Origin of the sequence: Microcoleus sp. M2_D5, assembly GCF_036701935.1 — a bacterium.
In the GTDB taxonomy this organism is placed as follows: Bacteria; Cyanobacteriota; Cyanobacteriia; order Cyanobacteriales; family Microcoleaceae; genus Microcoleus.
Map to the genome: position 1 here is coordinate 1 of NZ_JAUBRP010000026.1, position 18546 is coordinate 18546.

General features: G+C 44.0%; 9 protein-coding genes. 4 read left to right on the plus strand and 5 right to left on the minus strand.

Translation table 11 applies throughout. The features are described from left to right. Nucleotides 1-333: 333 nt before the first annotated feature. The 3 genes from QUA50_RS13300 to QUA50_RS13310 all read right to left on the minus strand — a co-directional run bounded on the left by QUA50_RS13300 (nt 334) and on the right by QUA50_RS13310 (nt 3667). Nucleotides 334-1836: a tetratricopeptide repeat-containing serine protease family protein gene (locus QUA50_RS13300; RefSeq protein WP_333260910.1), complete on the minus strand. Its 1503-nt coding sequence runs from the start codon at nt 1834-1836 to the stop codon at nt 334-336. A 297-nt stretch (nt 1837-2133) separates the two neighbouring features. After that, a complete protein-coding gene (locus QUA50_RS13305; protein ID WP_333260912.1) occupies nt 2134-2739 on the minus strand; it encodes a Uma2 family endonuclease in 606 nt (201 codons plus the stop codon). A gap of 145 nt (nt 2740-2884) precedes the next feature. Continuing rightward, nucleotides 2885-3667 carry a calcium-binding protein gene (locus QUA50_RS13310; RefSeq protein WP_333260915.1) on the minus strand — a complete coding sequence of 261 codons (783 nt, stop codon included), beginning with the start codon at nt 3665-3667 and terminating at the stop codon, nt 2885-2887. A gap of 525 nt (nt 3668-4192) precedes the next feature. Between QUA50_RS13310 and QUA50_RS13315 the strand changes: the two genes are divergently transcribed. The 3 genes from QUA50_RS13315 to QUA50_RS13325 all read left to right on the plus strand — a co-directional run bounded on the left by QUA50_RS13315 (nt 4193) and on the right by QUA50_RS13325 (nt 13228). Beyond that, nucleotides 4193-6580, plus strand: a complete 2388-nt coding sequence (locus QUA50_RS13315) for a GAF domain-containing protein (RefSeq protein ID WP_333260917.1) — start codon at nt 4193-4195, stop codon at nt 6578-6580. A 304-nt stretch (nt 6581-6884) separates the two neighbouring features. Then, nucleotides 6885-12398, plus strand: coding sequence for a protein kinase domain-containing protein (locus QUA50_RS13320; RefSeq protein WP_333260920.1), 5514 nt, complete (start codon nt 6885-6887; stop codon nt 12396-12398). A 392-nt stretch (nt 12399-12790) separates the two neighbouring features. Then, nucleotides 12791-13228, plus strand: a complete 438-nt coding sequence (locus tag QUA50_RS13325; RefSeq protein WP_333260922.1) for a hypothetical protein — start codon at nt 12791-12793, stop codon at nt 13226-13228. 90 nt (nt 13229-13318) lie between these two features. Here the strand turns inward: QUA50_RS13325 and QUA50_RS13330 are convergent, their stop codons facing one another. After that, nucleotides 13319-13741 carry a DCC1-like thiol-disulfide oxidoreductase family protein gene (locus QUA50_RS13330; RefSeq protein WP_333260925.1) on the minus strand — a complete coding sequence of 141 codons (423 nt, stop codon included), beginning with the start codon at nt 13739-13741 and terminating at the stop codon, nt 13319-13321. A 56-nt stretch (nt 13742-13797) separates the two neighbouring features. After that, entirely contained in the window at nt 13798-16869 is a 3072-nt protein-coding gene (locus QUA50_RS13335; protein ID WP_333260928.1) for a PAS domain S-box protein, read from the minus strand. Between the two features lie 410 nt (nt 16870-17279). Between QUA50_RS13335 and QUA50_RS13340 the strand changes: the two genes are divergently transcribed. Next, nucleotides 17280-18473: an NAD(P)/FAD-dependent oxidoreductase gene (locus QUA50_RS13340; protein ID WP_333260931.1), complete on the plus strand. Its 1194-nt coding sequence runs from the start codon at nt 17280-17282 to the stop codon at nt 18471-18473. Nucleotides 18474-18546: the final 73 nt, after the last annotated feature.

Sequence of the window (18546 nt, forward strand, 5' to 3'; positions counted from 1 at the left end):
GGTATTTTAAAATCCCAAAAGCCTTTCGACCCCAATTATGCGATCGCTACCCCTTGACAGCTCAAGACAGTATCTACCTTATGGGTGGGTGGGGGCGGGTTTATTTTTCCTGTTTGTTTGTGTCAAATATTGTTGGTTAACCCGCCCCTACCTTATGGTGGGTGGGGGCGGGTTTATTTTTCCTGTTTGTTTGTGTCAAATATTGTTGGTTAACCCGCCCCTACCTTATGGATGGGGCGGGTTTATTTTACCTGTTTGTTTGTTTCCAATATTGTTGGTGAACCCGCCCCTACAGGATTAATTGCAATCCGATCGTCGATTATATCATAACGTTTATTGTCTTTGCAGTTGCCCAATTAAATCTAATGCTTTTTGAGCATCTGCGTTCATTCCTTGAGCCCTAAATAAATTAGCAGCTTGCTGCAAATCTGCGATCGCCCCTTTTGTATCTCCCATTCTCACTAACGTAATTCCTCGGTTAGCAAAAGCCTTTGCATAGCTGGGATTGAGTTGAATTGCTTGCGTGTAATCGGCCAATGCGGCTCGATCGTTCCCAATCCGAAACAGCGCTAATCCTCTGTTAAAATAAGTGTTGGCGCGACCGGGATTGATTTGCAGCGCTTGATTGAAATCGTCGATCGCTCCTTTTTGATCGCCCAAGTCCGAAAGTGCTAATCCTCGGTTGTTGTAAGCCGCTGCAAAGTTTCTATCCAAGCGGATGACTTGAGTATAATCTGCGATCGCCCCCGGTTTGTCTCCCATTGCCGACAACACCAGCCCCCGATTGTAATATGCGTCAACATAACCGGCATTAAGGGCGATCGCCTTGCTATAATCAGCGATACTCTTGGGCATTTGTCTCAAATCGGAATAAGCGAGGGCTCGATAGAAATAAGCTTCCGCGTAATCAGATTGAGTTTGAATTGCTTGGTTAAAATCGGCAACTGCCCCTGACAAATCTCCTTTGTCAAACCGAGTTAAACCGCGAACGTAATAAGTTTTAGCATCTTGCGGATTGTTCAGTTTCAGAGGTGCAGTAGCCGTTGGAGAGGTATTAATTAAAAGTGCCGATCGATTTAAACCTGCTTCGGATAATTTAGCTATAAAAGTGTTGATAGGAATCGCTGAATTAAATCCTGTTTTAGTATCTGCTAAACCTGTAATAACTTTTCCGTCAATGACAGGATCGTAATCCCGATCGCCCTCTCCATGAACTCCAACTACCCGCCCTTCTCCATCAAATACAGGCCCTCCACTCATTCCCCCTTTCGTGACAGCATTGTAGCGCAAATTATACCCTTGGGGATGACTTGAAATTCTGCTTGTAACGAAGCCCGGCACAAACTCGAAATTGCGCTCTTTTTGGTGCTGGTTTCTGCTAGCCGGAATACCTGGATAGCCAAACACAAAAATTTGTGTAGCAACTGTCGCTTGTTCGGAATCGCCGAAAGTGACAACAGGATAAGAATCTGCACTGTTAAATGTTACCACTGCTAAATCGGGAGCATTCTGACCTTTCTGTAATAGTACACGACGGGTTACTGGATAGTTTTTTCCCGTATGACTGCGAATCGTATAGGTAAGTTTATCATCATCAACTACATGGTTAGCTGTCAGGAGAGTGTAGGTTGTACCTTGTTTTGCAATAATAAATCCCGTTCCACCACGCTTATCCGATCTGTTAATTTGAACGGTGACAGATTCAGCGAATTTGGCAATTTCTTGGGGAGTTTTTGCGAAAACAGGTGCTGCTGCAAAGACGACTATTCCTGCTACTGTTACTGTTCTTGCGAGGATGCTGGCGAGGGAATCAAACCGCGAATAATCCCTATTCATAGATATTTGCTGAAGAGTAAGATTTTTTATACTTATGACTTACGCATGGGAGTCCAGAAACCGGGTTTTTTGCCCCGAAGACCCGTTATTACCACAGATTCGGTAAAAAACCCGGTTTCTTTGGTCGAAATGCGTAAGCCCTAATACTCCGAATAGTATAGATTAAAATAAAATTTCTGAAAACCAGAACCCCTGATGTTTTCAGATGATTTCGATTTTTATGACATTTCGTACATTTCGTATATTTCCGCCCTTGCCGGCATTACTAGGCCATATTTTATTTGTATATCTTCTAGATTAACAACCTCGCACTGCATCCCGAAATACTTTCAAAGCTTCTTTTTCTTCCGACATTTGCAGGCATTTCCCCAGCAATTCTAGATCCAAATCAGGCAACAGCATACTCCGAGAAACTAGCTCATAACCCTCTGAGTTCAGTTGGTAAATTGAAAATACTCCCTCTTCCCAAAACCAAACTTCCGCTACGTTAAATCTGCGGTAGTATTCCAGTTTATTAATAGTTCCGCTAGTAAAAATAACTTCGATCGCCAAATCGGGTGTTTCTCGCTGCCGCCGATCTTCGCCAAAATAGTAAGATAAATCTAGTTCCTTGCTGCTGCCTTTTGTTTCCCCTTGGAGTGTAGCGCTACCCGTCGGTCTAAAACTAATATCTTTTTCTAAAAAAAACTGACCTAGCAGCAATGCCAGCAGGCATTTAATGGTTTCATGTTCCGGCGAAAGTGTCATAATTTCCACATATCCGTCGAGGTAAGACAAGCGAACACTGCGAGTGTACTCTAGCAATGAATCCAAAGCTTTGAACTGTTCCCAAGTCATCGATAGCGGCAAAATCAACCGCTGTTGGGGGAGTGCAGTTAATTTGGGGTGAGTGGCAATGGTCATATATACTTTCCCCGATTTTTAGTTTCTACTTTTAGATTAGCATAATAATATATAAAGGGAGAAGTTGGGGACTTCGATCGCTCTTGTTCCCCCCTTGTTAAGGGGGGTTATGGGGGATCTTACCAGTCTAATTCCCTACAAATAACTAAGCTAAAAACTGGAATTGAGAACCGTTAACTGCCAATGCAAAAGGACTTGCCTGTTCAAATGCACCGATAAGTTCAAAGTTGTTAGTGTTTAAAACTATCCCCACAATCTGTCCGGTAAATATGTTTTCAATCACCATGTCGTTGATGATTCCGTCGTTATCGTAAGCAATCAAATTGTCGTCTTCAAAGAAAAGGTCTAGTTCTGTTAAACCGTCCGTCAAACCGATGCGATCGCCCTCGTCGAAGTTAAAATCGGTAATGACATCGGCTCCATTTATACCAAATGCTTCATCGTTGCTTCTGAGCACGAATATATCAGCACCGAGGCCTCCCGCGAGTACGTCAACTCCCCGATCGCCTGCTAAGAAATCGTTGCCCTCATTGCCCTCTAAATCGTCGTCTCCTTGCCCTCCCCGCAGGATATCGTTCCCGAACCCTCCGAAGATCAGGTCATTTCCGGCGTCGCCCCTAACTAGGTCGTTGCCATCATTTCCATCCAGGCGATCGTCCTCTTTCCCGCCGTAAATTATGTCATTTCCGCCACCACCACCGATAATATCATTGCCGTTATTTCCTAACAGCCGTTCGTTAGAATCCGACGAACCTCCTATAGTATCGTTGCCGTCAAGTCCCCAAACTCCCCAGGGAAAAGACGACAAATTTCCATTCCCTACGTTAATCTCATCGGGTGTAGCGAATGCCAAAAGACGTGGGCCGCCCCCAGCAAATACAGGAAATCCATTCACATCGACGCTGAGGTTGTTAACCGTTAAAGCCATAACTATGTCCTTTCTAAAAAGCTGTTAGCTGTATTATACATTTTAATTATTGGTTTACAAAATAGCAACTAGGTTGGGATTTTTACCACAACTTTTATTTCCTAAATTAATGACTATCAGCCTGCTGGCTTCTAGTCAATTACCAATTAGCAATACTTCAGCTACACGAGCGTATAAGTTACCAATTCCCAATTACCAGGGCTGTGCTTCCTTCAACCCAAACCTGCTATATATCTCGCCTCTGAGTCAAATAGCATTAGTTGCTGACACTATCCGCTACTGTCTACCGCTTATAATGGGTGTTACCCCCCAGGCAGTAAACACGTTAATATCACCTATAACGTCGAGACTGAGAGGTTGTTTGTGAATAAAAGTAAAAGTCCCTGGGCCCATCCTCCGAGAAAAAACCCAGTTTCCGATACCCATACACAAACTTTACAAACAGGATATAAGCTCTTTACAAAGCCATAATCGCCGATCGCTGACATTTTTTGGCAAAATCCACTGCTTTCAGGTGTTTTACTCATGTCTACTCCTAAATCGTCTTCCCATCAAAACAACAACAACTCCGTAAAATCACTGCCAGCGACAGATATCGTCCCAACAAAGGCAGACAGTAACAATCTGCCCAGCGAACCAAGTATAGAACAGCTACTGGAAGCTTTGGCGGGCCAAGTACCCAGTCAATCTGCTGAAATTGAACCCTTGAAAACGTGGAAACAAGATTTAAAGCGACTGTTTCAATTTCTCGGCGACCGCCACGTTTTAATCTCAGTAATGGAACCGGGAACTTTTGTCCTGCGTTACGCTAACGCGGCATTTTGTCGCTTGGCCGGTTGGGAGGGAACGTCCTTGGCAACTCAATCTACCAACGGTTGGTTTGCAGAAACCAGCATCACTCTGCTGGAACTGTTCGACGATTGGGGCGGCAAAACAACAGAACAACTGTACCGCCGCCACCTTTTGCACTGGGTATTGAAGCAATATTATCAAATTGACCTCGACAGTTTGCGGGTGCTAGACGAACCCGTCACGGCGAGTGTAAAAAACCCCAAACATCGAGAACCCCGATTCATTGAATTTTGGCTGGGTTCGGAACAGTTAAAAATTACTCGAATTGACTCAAAAATAGATGAATTTGCGGATATTTCTTTAAGATTAATGCCTGTTGCCGAACGGGAAGCTTGGCTGATGCAGCCGAATCAACTGGAAAATTTAGCCGATCGATTGCAGTTGGATAATTACCGCGTAGAAGGTTTGCTGCTGCTAGAAGGTTTTGATGTCACCGTGCAAGAGCAAATTCGGCGGCTGACTCAGTTATTGATCGATCGAGATTCGATGCTGCGACCAGACAAATTTGATAAAATCGATCGGTGTTTGCGATCGCTCTTCAATGCTGACGGCACTTTGCTGCTGCGCCCCGACGGCGACCACGTACAGCTATTAGTTGCAAAAGACGGCGAACATTTGCAGCCGATTGTTTATTCAATGCACTCCCTAGAATCTTCTCACTTTTTGAAGGCCACAGCAGCAAATCAAGTTTGGAACGTGCCAGATTTGCGTAGGGAGTGCGAAACCGAGTGCGATCGAACTTTGCGGAAAATGGGGACTCGATCCATGCTGCTGATACCGCTGGTAGTCAAATCTGTCACCCGCGAGGGGTGCGGGCAGCGGATTTTGGGTGTCGTGGGGCTGTTGTGCGATCGGCCCAACCACTTCAACGGCATTGACGCTCAACACGCCCAAGAACTCATTCCCGCCTTCATTGCAGGCCTGCGGCAAGCCATCCAAGAGCGGTTTACCCACATTCACAACATCCACCCTGCAGTAGAGTGGCGGTTCGCCCAAGAAGCAGAAAGGCGAAGTTGGGGACTGCCCCCAGAAACAATCGTATTTGCTGACGTTTATCCGCTGTACGGAATTTCGGACATTCGCGGTTCTAGCGACGAAAGAAACCGAGCCATTCAAACTGATTTGCTCGAACAATTCCGCTTAGGTTTAGTCATAGCTGATGCCGTTTGCGAAACACAAACTACCCACCTCGGCGAGCAACTGCGACTCGACTTGCTTGACTACATCCAGCATTTAAAAGAAAAAGTAACAGTCGATATGGAGGTGCGAGCAGCCGAGTATTTAAACGAGCGTTTAGAAATATATTTTGACTATTTTGTGCAGTGCAGCCCCAGAGTTCAGGCAGCCGTTGAAGCTTACCGAGCAGCCTGCGACAACGAACACAACTGCGTTTACAGCGATCGCAGCCGCTACGACCAAATGCTGAACCTAATCAGCACCAAACTCCAAGAAACCTGGGCCCGCTGGCAAGAAAAAATGCAGCAAATTCTTCCCCATTACTGCGACATCGAATGCACCGACGGCATCGATCACATGATTTATGTAGGAAAATCGATCGACCCCAAATTCAGCCCGTTTCACCTGCACAGTTTGCGGTACGAACAACTGCGAGCAATTTGCGACTGCGGCCGCACAGTTTTTCGCCTGCAAGCAGAGTCTAAAATTGACATGGAACTCGCACATTTAGTCTTAGTGCAGAATACCACGATCGACATTTTTCACAACGAAAACAATGAAAAAATGTTTGATGTCAAAGGCACTCGCGACATCCGATACGAACTCGTCAAAAAGCGCATCGAAAAAGCCGTGGATAAGGACGCACAAGAGCGAATTACCCAGTCGGGGATGTTGACAGTCGTGTATTCAACTGAAGACGAATGGGAAGAGTACCAACAATACTTGCGCTACTTGTCTCGCGAAGGTTGGGTTGAACCAAAAGTTCAGACTGGCATGGTAGAATCGCTGCAAGGAGTCAGCGGTTTAAAATTCGCCCGCGTCCGCATTTTACCAGAGCCAGAATCACTTTCTACTATCTGTGAAGTTACGGTTGTTATCGATTGAGAACCCGCTCAATTACCTGTTTTATGCCAGCGTGCGATCGCTCTCATCTCCTGCTGTTTTAGGCCAGCGTGCGATCGCTCCCATCCCCCTGAAAAACCGTATCGCGAAAACATCAGGGACTCACACACAAGACCAATATTACATTTAAGATGTTTGTTGATACCAACGACCAAACCCACATAGTCACTTCTTGTATATTCCGTGTGATGAAAAATCGCCAAATACACGATCCGAATCACACCAAATCTAGATTAAGTAGTGTTAATATAATCCTAATTATGTCCTGTAATTTATAACTTAAGTGATGTTAACATTATCACAATACCAAATAATTTCTACTCTGCACGAAGGCGTTGAAACAATAATCTATCGCGGGCAAACACCGACAGACACGCCCCCAATAATTTTGAAAGTCCTCAAAGCCGAATATCCCACCCTCGAAGCCATTACCAGGCTCAAACACGAATATCAAATCAGCCAAAATTTAGACAGCGAACAAATCGTCAAAGCCATCAGCATCGAAACATTTGACCACCGATTAGGAATCGTTTTAGAAGACTTTGGCGGCGAATCCCTCGCGCAACTGCTGGAAAGAGAAACCTTGAGTCTTCAAGCAAAATTCAACATCGCCCTCCAAATAGTCAAAGCCTTACAATACCTGCATTTTCACCACATTATTCACAAAGACATCAAACCCAGCAACATCATAATTAACTCGCAAACAAAACAAGTAAAACTCACCGACTTCGGCATTGCTACACAACTCAACAAAGAAAACCCGCAATTTAACAATCCCAACTCAGTCGAAGGCACCTTAGCCTATATGTCACCCGAACAAACCGGGAGAATGAACCGCACCCTCGACTACCGCACAGACTTTTATTCCCTTGGTATCACATTATATGAAATGCTGACAGGACAATTGCCTTTCTGCAGCAACGATCCCTTAGAAATAGTTTACAGCCACATCGCAGTTCAACCAATATATCCCCATCAAATCAATTCACAAATACCTGTCGCCCTTTCAGAGATAGTGATGAAATTGATGGCAAAAAATGCCGAAGATAGATATCAAAGTGCGGCCGGATTGTTGGCCGACTTAGAAATTTGTTTGCATCAGTTAGAAACCACCGGACAAATTGCCGACTTCATCCCCGGACGCTTAGATATTCTCAGCCAATTATTGATCCCCCAAAAATTGTACGGTAGAGAACAACAAGTCAACGAACTCTTAGCAGCATTTGAACGTGTAGGGGCGGGTTTACCCAAATCTTTGCCACCCAACCTAAATACAGAAAAACCCGCCCGCCCCAATGCAGAAACTCTTTCAGCCCCATCTTTTCCACCAAACCAAACTACTGAAAAATTCGTCCATTGCCAAAGCGAATTAATGCTAGTATCAGGCTACTCAGGCATCGGAAAATCAGCCGTAGTCAACGAAGTTAGCAAACCAATTACCCGGTCAAAAGGTTACTTCATCAGCGGCAAATTTGACCAATTAAAACGCAACATTCCTTATGCCTCATTAATCCAAGCATTTAACTCCTTACTGCAGCAATTGCTAACAGAAAGTGCAATTTCATTAGAAATATGGCGCACTAAAATTTTAGCAGCCGTGGAAACAGACGGCCAAGTAATTGCCGACGTAATTCCCAAAGTTGAATTAATCATCGGCAAACAGCCAGAAGTCCCAGAACACGCCCCTGTAGAATCGCAAAATCGCTTCAATCGGGTATTCAAAGAATTTATTCGCGTTTTCGCCCAAAAAGAACACCCCCTAGTTATCTTTTTAGACGATTTGCAGTGGGCAGATTCAGCAACATTAAAGTTGATGCAAATACTGATAACTGACCCCGACCAAGAATATTTGTTGCTAATCGGTGCCTATCGAGACAATGAAGTTAGTCCGACTCACCCCTTAATTCAGACTGTAGAAGAAATTGAAAAAACAGGTACAATAGTCAACAATATCGTGTTGCAGCCGCTGGATTTAGCCAATGTTACGGAATTAATCACTGAAACACTTAACACTTGCACAGAAAAAGTAACAGACTTAGCCGAGTTAATCTGGAATAAAACGGGCGGCAATCCTTTTTTCTTGACCCAATTACTCCAAGCACTTTATCAAGACTCTCTTTTAAAATTTGAATTTAATCAGATTACAAATGAGGGAAGTCAAAGTGGCTGGTATTGGAGTATCGATGAAATCCAAGCCATTGGAATTACCGATAAAAGTGTGGTGGAACTGGTAGCTTCTCGCATTGAAAAGCTGCCCGCACCCACGCAAGAAGTGTTGAAGCTAGCAGCTTGCGTGGGAGATAAATTTGCTCTAGATGTGCTGTCACTTGTTAGCGAAAAGTCAGCTAATACTACAGCAACTGAACTTTATTCAGCTTTGCAAGCCGGGTTAATTCTGCCATTGAGCGATGCTTATCGCATTCCTTTAGTTTTCGATCGAGCCGAATCAATCAATCTCAAGTTAGATACTTCGCGGGTTAGTTACAAATTTTTGCACGATCGCGTCCAGCAAGCGGCATATTCGCTCATTCCCGAAGGCCAAAAGCAATCCACCCATTTAAAAATCGGTCACTTACTTTTACAGAATACTCCAGCAGACAAGCTAGAAGAAAACATATTTGATATTGTCAATCAGTTCAATCCCGGAATTGACACGATTAGCCAGCCAGTCGAAAAGATTGATTTAGCAAGATTAAATTTAACGGCTGGACGCAAGGCAAAAGCCGCGAGTGCTTATGAAGCTGCTGTTAGGTATTTGCGGGTGGCTATGGAATTATTGCCTGCCGATTGTTGGCAAAGCCACTATGACTTAACGTTAGCAATTTACGAGTCAACCGCAGAAGCTGAATACTTAAACATCAACTATGAAAATTCAAAAAAACTTGTTGATATTGTACTGCAACAAGCTAAAACATTATTGGAAAAAATGAATGTTTATGAACTTCAAATCCAGTCTTACAATGCTCAAATTAGGCTTGTAGAAGCACTAAATACAGGACTGGAAGTGCTGAAGCTGTTAGGCATTTCTTTTCCTCAAAACCCCAACGCGCCAAATATTGTGGCGGGACTGATGAAGACAAAACTGAGCTTGGGGTTGAAACGAATTGAGGATTTAGCTAACTTGCCAGAAATGACAGATCCCAATCAACAAGCAGCCATGCGGATTTTATCAGGGATTATCAGCACTGCTGTTCAAGGAAAACCCCGCCTGGTGCCGCTGCTGGCATTTAGGATGGTCAAGCTGTGCATTAAATATGGCAATTCGCCTTATGCAAGTATTGCCTACCTTTATTATGGCGTAGTTATGTGCCGACTAGGGGACATTAGTTTGGCATACCAATGCGGTCAACTGGCCATTAGGATGTTAGACAAATCTCCATCCGGTTCAATAAAAAGTAGAGTTTATACACTCTTGGGTTGTTTTATTCTACACTGGAAAACCGAGCTTAAATCAGGATTAAGCGTTCTCAAGGAAGGTTTTCAAACAGGGATGGAAACTGGAGAATTGGAGTATGCGAGTTATTGTATAGGTCAATATTGCTTCAAAAAAATGTCGATAGGAGAGCCTCTAGATTTGGTGGAGGAGGAGACTGGTAAATATATGAAAATAATGCAGCAATCTCAACTAGAAATGGCTGTACAGTATCTAAGTATAGGCAGGCAGACAGCCCTCAATTTGCTCGGTCAAGCTGTCGAACCGTGCCATTTAGTTGGGGAGAGATTTAATGAAGTCAAAACACTACCCGTTTTAATAGAATCTAAAAACTTTTTTTTAGTAAGTTTGGTTTATCATGCCAAAAATCAGCTTAATTTTATATTCAGAAACTACGCGGAAGCCTTAGAAAATTCAAGGTTATTTGAGAAATATGAAGAAGCCGTAGCCGGATTTTATGTAGTTTCCGTGAATAATTTTTATTCCTCTCTCAGTCTGCTTGCTTTGTATCCCCAAGCTGACAAAGGGGAGCAAAAGCAATATCTGAAAAAAGTGCTGCGAAACCAAAAGAAGATGAAAAAATGGGCAGTTGATGCTCCGATGAATTATCAACACAAATACGACTTGGTAGCAGCCGAGAAAGCGCGAGTTTTGGGGCAACATACTGAAGCAATGGAATTGTACGATCGCGCAATTGAGGGAGCCGCCAAAAACGGTTACATTCAAGAGGAAGCATTAGCCTATGAATTAGCAGGAGAATTTTATCAATCTTTGGGTAAAGAGATAGTTGCTCAAGCATATCTGACTAAAGCCTATTATGGATATATCCATTGGGGAGCCATCGCTAAAGTTAAACACTTAGAATCAACACATCCTTTCTTAGCAGCACAGACGCGCACAATTCCAACCCCAACCCTCGATGTCACCCGCACTACCACGGGAAATACTACCAGTAGTAGTTTAGGCGATTTATTAGACTTAGCTACTTTTATTAAGTCGGCGCAAGCCATTAACGGTGAAATTGTTCTAGAAAAATTGTTGACCAAATTAATCAAAATTATTTTAGAAAATGCGGCGGCTCAAAAAGTAGTGCTGCTGCTGGTGAAAAACGATATCCTCTGCATAGAAGCTACTGGAAGTTTTGCGGAGGATAAAGTGACACTTTTACCCTCTATTCCCGTAGAAAATGGTCAAGATGTTCCCCTGTCTGTGATTAATTACGTACACCGCAGCCAAAAGCATCTAGTTTTAGACAATGCGACTGTCGCGGAACCTTTTAAGCTAGATACCTACATTCAGAAATATCAACCCAAATCAATTCTCTGTTTGCCGATTATTTATCAATCTCAGCGGCGCGGAATCATTTATTTAGAAAATGCTTTGACAGTAGGAGCTTTTACTGCAGAGAGAGTTGAAGTATTCAAAGTGTTAATTTCTCAAGTTGCTATTGCTGTAGAAAATGCTGGTTTGTACGCGCGCGAGAAAGAAAAATCTCAACAGTTAGAAAAATCGTTCCATGAACTGCAACAGGCGCAACTGCAACTGATTCAAAGCGAAAAAATGTCTGCTTTGGGCAACTTGATTGCAGGGGTTGCTCACGAAATTAACAATCCGCTTGGTTTTATTGCGGGCAATCTTGATGCTGCTGCTGAGGCTAGCTTAGATTTGATTGATTGCTTACAACTTTACCAAGAAAAATTCCCTAATCCGGGAGATGAATTAGAGGATAAAGCATCGGAAATTGATTTAGAATATTTGATCGAAGATTTGCCAAAAATGCTTTTATCTATGAAATCAGGTACAGAGCGCATTCGCAATATTAGCACGTCTTTGCGGACTTTTTCCCGCGCTGACAGTGCGAATAAAGTGTCAGCAAATATTCATGAGGGCATCGACAGCACTTTGATGATTTTACAGTATCGTCTGAAAGCTAAAGATACTCGCCCCGCGATTAAAATTATAAAAGAATACGGAGATATCCCGCCAGTTAAATGTTATTTTGGGCAACTGAATCAGGTATTTATGAATTTGCTGGGAAATGCGATCGAGTGTTTTGACGAATTCAATCAAGGTCGCACTTACGCTGAAATTGAAGCTTTACCGAATACGATCGCCATTATCACTCATCTCTCGGAGGATAACAACAGCGTGGTGATTAAAATCAAAGATAACGGTCAAGGAATCTCATCGGATATCAAGTCTAAAATATTTGACCATTTATTTACTACCAAAGGAGTAGGAAAAGGTACGGGTTTGGGGTTGTCTATCAGCAGGCAAATTGTGGAAGAAACCCACGGCGGTAAACTAACTTGCGAATCGGTGCTGGGAGAAGGTTCGGAATTTGCGATCGCCCTTCCTTTGAATTAAAATTATGGAACTATGGCGTGTTTTAAAACCCGGAGATCCCCCCTAACCTCCCTTAATAAGGGGGGGATAAGAGCATACTCAAAGTCCCGCTTGTTAAGGGGGATTGAGGGGGAGCGAGACTAGGATAAAAACAGCACTACACATATATGAAAATTTGTCAATACCTAATTATTTCTGAAAAAGTCCGCTGTTGGCAGTCTACATTCGGCAGTATGCAGTTACATTATTAGCTAAATGTAAGCTGTGGAGCATTTAAACCACTAACGAGGCCTGTAGGGTGCGTCAGCTATAACACTGACTCTACATGGAAAACACCTTAAAACTGACGCACCATACAATACCATTTTAAATGCTCCACAGCTTAATAACTATATTTGATAGGAGTTTTTCGAGTGAACGCTGCCGAACAAGCCAAAAATATAGAAGTTGCCAGCAAAATTGCTGCGGTTGTTAATTTATTCAAGTCGGAATTTCCGGATGCAAAAGTCGATTTGAAACCTTGGATGAATGACGAGGATACTAGAGAACTTGTAGATCCAGATTCGATCGACATTGGCTTCCATTTTCCCGGTAGAAGTCGCTTGCTGCAAAGCCGCAGCATTTTGATTCAAATCCGATTTTACCAAGATCCGGTGGAAGGATATCGGCGGGCGATCGGGGTTGAGGCAGCAGGTTACGATCATAGCGGTCAGCAGTGGCACTTTTCTACTGTGGAAAATTGGAATTTTCTCGGTCTAACCGAACCTGCGCTGGAGTCGGCGCAAAAACTCAAACACTTTTGCCAGCAGATTTTTGATTTGTTTAATCAATCAATCGATTTTAGATTTTAGATTTTAGATTTTAGATTGAAGGTCAATCGGCGATTGAAATCGGGCAACCACGGGGGGATTGCCCCTACGGAAACGAAGGTGGATTTGATGTTAGTTCTGATTGTCGCAATTGCCGATCGACTTACAGCCAACTGGATAAACAGATTTGTAAGTAGTCGATCGCTTGCCAAACAAAGTATAGCGGTTATCGCGGACTTGTTCGTACACGCGATCGCCCATCCACTTCATCCCCGGCATTGCCCGGTAAGCAGCCACAAACACCTCGCCAGCAGGAAGTATCCGCCCGATTTCCTCCGCCGCATCGCTGCCCTGCCAGCGCCGTTCGGGGGTGTTGCTATCTATCAAAATCATCCCCATTTCGCAGTCTTCAGACGTAATCCCAAAGCGATTTAATTGCTCTAAATCTTGCATAAAAATATACTCAAAATTATGGCCTTTATCTAAATTTTCTAGTAACTGCACCAAGGTGACACAGAGATTGCAATTGCCGTCGTAAATTACGTTATATTTCATTAGTTGACTGTTGACTGTTGACTGTTGACTGTTAGCTGTTAACTAATGACTGCTGACTACTGACTATTCCCTACAGGAATCTCGATCGCAAATTCCGTGCCTTGACCTGGTGCAGAATCGCACCTAAGCAGCCCGCCGTGTTTTTCTACCACAATTTGATAGCTGATAGACAGCCCCAAACCAGTACCTTTACCGGGTTCTTTCGTAGTAAAAAATGGATCGAACAGCCTTTTGTGAACATCTATCGGAATCCCCGGCCCGTTGTCAGCAATCCGAATCACAATATGAGAAGGATGCCGCATTGAAGCATCAGAAACTGCAGAATCTGCCTGCTTCACAGCATCCTGTTCGTATTTTACATCCGTACAGATCCGCAGCGTCGGCGAAGGACAATAAGGAATAGGCGCCTGTTCCCCCTGCGCCCACTGTCCAGTCTCCATTGCCTCTTCCAAAGCATCAATTGCATTGCCGATAATATTCATAAATACCTGATTCAACTGTCCTGCATAACACTGTACGCGGGGCAAATTTCCGAACTCTTTGATCAGTACAATTTTAGGATGCCCTGCCGTTTCTTTCAACCTGTGTTGCAAAATCAACAAAGTGCTTTCAATCCCTTCGTGAATATCCACCTGCTTTTGTTCGGCTTCATCTAATCGCGAAAAATTCTTCAGTGACAGCACAATTTGGCGAATTCGCTCTGCTCCCATTTTCATCGAATTTAAGAGGTTCGGCAAATCTTTGAGCAGAAAATTCAAATCTACCTCATCTATTTCTTCTTGAATTGCTGGTGTAGGGTGCGGGTATTCCTGCTGGTAAAGTTGGAGCATTTTTAGCAAGTCTTTAAAGTAATCGTCAGCGTGCATGACGTTGCCGTAAATAAAGCTAACTGGATTGTTGATTTCGTGAGCAACGCCAGCGACTAATTGCCCCAAACTTACCATTTTTTCATTTTGAACCATCATGCTTTGAGTTTTATGCACGTCCCGCAGGGCTTTTGCCAATTCTTCATTTTTAGTCCTCAATTGACTTTCGGAAAGTCGCACCGCTTCTTCTGCGTGTTTGCGATCGGTAATATCTTTACGAATTGCTACATATTGATGGGGTTCGCCGTTGGTATTTAAGAAAGGTACAATGGTAGTATCCAACCAGAACAATGTGCCGTCCTTAGCTTGATTTTTCATTTGTCCTCGCCAAACCTTTCCCTGGCGGATGGTTGACCAAAGCTCCTTGAAAAAATCGGCTGAGTGATAGCCAGAATTGACAAGTCTGTGGGTTTTGCCAATCAGTTCTTCTCGGGAATATTTAAAGAGTTCGCAAAATTGATCGTTGACATAGGTAATGGCTCCGAATTCGTCGGTATTCGAGACAATTGCCGATTGATCCAAAGCAAATTTTTCAAATTCCAACTCTTGGAGAGTTTGGCGCAATTCTGCTTCGGCTTGTTTGCGATCGCTAATATCAGTAATCATCCGCAACACCCCGGAAAATTCGCCCTCATCGTCGAACATCGGCGTCGCCGAGACGATCGCCCACAAGTGAGATCCGTTTTTGCGAGTAAACTTAAAATCGTGGCGTTCGCGAATGCCTTGCCGCCTGCGCTGGACGTAACTTTCTGCTATTTCCCTAGATTCTCCGTCAATAAACTCAAATAGCGATCGCCCCAGCATTTCCTCCACAGTATAACCCAGCATTTCGGCCATTCGAGAGTTAGCAAAAGTCGTGATACTTTCGCTGTCAAACATCCAAACGCCCTCCGAAGCCGTCTCGACAATGCAGCGGTAATAACTCTCCCTCTCCCTGACTGTTGCCTCTGCTTGCTTGCGATCGGTAATATCAGTTTGCACCGCAATAAAACCTTCTAGTGCCCCATTTTCTTGATAAATTGGGGCAATCGAAAGCGCCACCCAATAACCCTTTCCATCCTTGCTGTAATTGTAGATTTCCTGATTAAACGGCACGCCCGCAGCCAAAGCAGATCGCAGTTTAGCAATAGTTACCGGGTCTGTTTGAGCGCCTTGCAGTACATCACCCGGTTTTTTGCCCTGCATTTCTGCCAGCACATAACCGCTAATCCGAGTAAATCCTTCATTCACCCATTCAATGCAGCCTTGAGCATCAGTAATAATCACACCATTTTGCGTTTTTTGAGCCACAATGGCCAAGCGCGACAATTCTGTTTCAGTTTTTTTGCTTTCGGTAATATCTTCAGCAATACCCAAAATGTACTTAGGCGCGCCCGATTCGTCAAACAAAGGAACTTTTTTTGTGTGCAAAATCCGCTTTCCTCGGTGCGGAAGTTCGATAGTTTGTTCTGGCCAATCGATGCCTTTTCTCGTTTCCAGCACTTCTAAATCTTGTGCTTGCAAGTAATTTGCCTGAACAGACTCCAACAAGTCAGCAGCATTGTTTAAAATCACTTCATCCCTGGAATAGCCAAACAATTCTTCGCTAGCAGTATTCCAATAAATAAATTTTTGCTCTACAGCATCTTTAATAAAGACGCTAATTGGTAGATTTTGCAGTACCGCATTCAGAAAATCTTGAGTGTTTCGCAGGTTTTCCTCAGCTCGCTTTCGTTCCGTAATATCCAAAATCACTCCGTCGAGATAAACAACCCGACACAGAGAATTTGCGATCGGCGAAACCGGCGAAACCACAGCCGACAAAAAACCCTCAATTTCCCCTTGTTCCTCTTGTTTTCCTCTATCCTCTTCCGCCTCGCAGCAAACAGCTTTGCCTTTTTCGTAAACCCAGCTAATAGCGCCGTCAGCCCGGACAATCCGGTATTCAAGGATGTACGGAGTTCGGGTTTCTACACTTTTTTTGACAGTAGCATCCACATTTTTGCGGTCTTGAGGATGGATAATGCTGGCAAAAGAACGGACGCGATCGTTGATAAAATCAGAAGAAGGATAGCCTGATATTTCTTGAACAGCCTCGCTCAAAAACGCCATGGTGCGTGTTAATTCCTCGTCCTCCGTATACTCGCAGGTACAGCGGTAGACAGCACCAGGAATATTAGCTACTAAATTTTTATATTTTTCTTCGCTTTTTAACAAAGATGAGCCGTCTTCCTTATTGCGATCGCCGTTCTTAAATTTAGAAGAATTAGAGGAAATTTGCATGATTTTTTCACTTGTGAGTGCGGGGGCAAGTGTTAGAGTAGATTACCCTATAAAAAGTGAATTAAATTGGGGAAATAATTCGTTATCAACTAATATAGTACAAAATTAGTTCTGCGAACATTCAGAAAATTTGAGGGTGGCTAATAGGTAGAGCTAATCAAGGCTAGAGATGTAGATAATTGTTCGGAAACGCATTGTCTAACGGATTTAACGCATTTAACGGATGGATGTTGAGGTTCGAGGGAAACAGGGAAGATTTTCCCACTTTCCCACTCTCCCACTCCCCCCATCTCCCCCTCTCCCCATCTCTCCCACTCCCACTCCCCCAATCTCCTCCTTCCCCACTCCCTCACTCTCGTTAGAATAAGATAAGTTTCCTTGCTACCGACCAGCCCCTCAAACAAAACATCATGACTCAACAACAACCCCGGATTTGCATTCTCGGCGGAGGCTTCGGCGGACTCTACACAGCCCTGCGCTTGAGTCAGTTACCCTTCTCCACAACCGAAAAACCCGAAATTGTCCTAGTTGACCGCCGCGATCGATTTTTGTTCGTTCCCCTGCTGTACGAACTCCTGACCGGCGAACTCCAAACCTGGGAAATTGCTCCCCCGTTTGCCGAACTATTAGAAAACACAGGTGTGCGCTTTTGTCAAGGTACTGTCTCCGGCATCGATGTGGAGCAAAAGCGAGTGCAGTTGCACGACGGGCCAGAAATTCCGTGCGATCGCCTAGTTTTAGCTTTAGGCGGCAAAACCCCTCTAGATATGGTCAAGGGTGCGGTTGAATATGCTTACTCGTTTCGCACTCTCAACGACGCCTACCGCTTAGAAGAAAGACTGCGGTTTTTAGAAGCCAGCAACAACGACAAAATTCGGGTGGCGATCGTCGGCGCCGGTTATTCAGGAGTAGAATTAGCTTGTAAATTAGCCGATCGACTCGGAGAAAAAGGTCGCGTGCGGTTAGTCGAGCAAAGCGACATGATTCTGCGGACATCACCGGAGTTTAACCGCCAAGCCGCCAGCCAAGCTTTAGAAAAACGGAAAGTGTGGATCGACTTAGAAACAGAAGTAGAGGCGATCGAAGCAGACACAATATCCTTACTTTACAAAGGACAATTAGACGTTCTCCCCGTAGACATAGTGCTGTGGACAGTAGGAACTCAAGTCAGTCAAGCAGTGCGATCGCTACCCCTCAAACAAAACCAGCGCGGTCAATTAATCGTCAATTCGCAAATGCAAATTATCGACCATCCAGATATATTTGCCTTGGGAGACTTAGCAGAATGTCACGATGCAAATGGTCAAAAAGTCCCCGGAACAGCCCAAACAGCCTTCCAGCAAGCTGACTACACCGCATGGAACATTTGGGCCTCCCTGACCGGCCGCCCATTACTTCCTTTCCGCTATCAGCCCCTAGGAGAAATGATGACATTAGGAATAGACAACGCCACCCTGGCCGGTTTAGGAATTAAACTCGACGGACAACTAGCCCACATTGCTCGCCGCCTAGCCTATCTCTATCGGATGCCAACATTTGACCATCAGCTAAAAGTTGGTTTCAATTGGATTAGCAAGCCGATTCAGGATTTGCTGAAAAGTTAATGGATGCTTCTTCAAATAGATTGGCAACAGGCAAGATGCCTGTTCCACAAAAATTCAACATTCTTGTGGAACG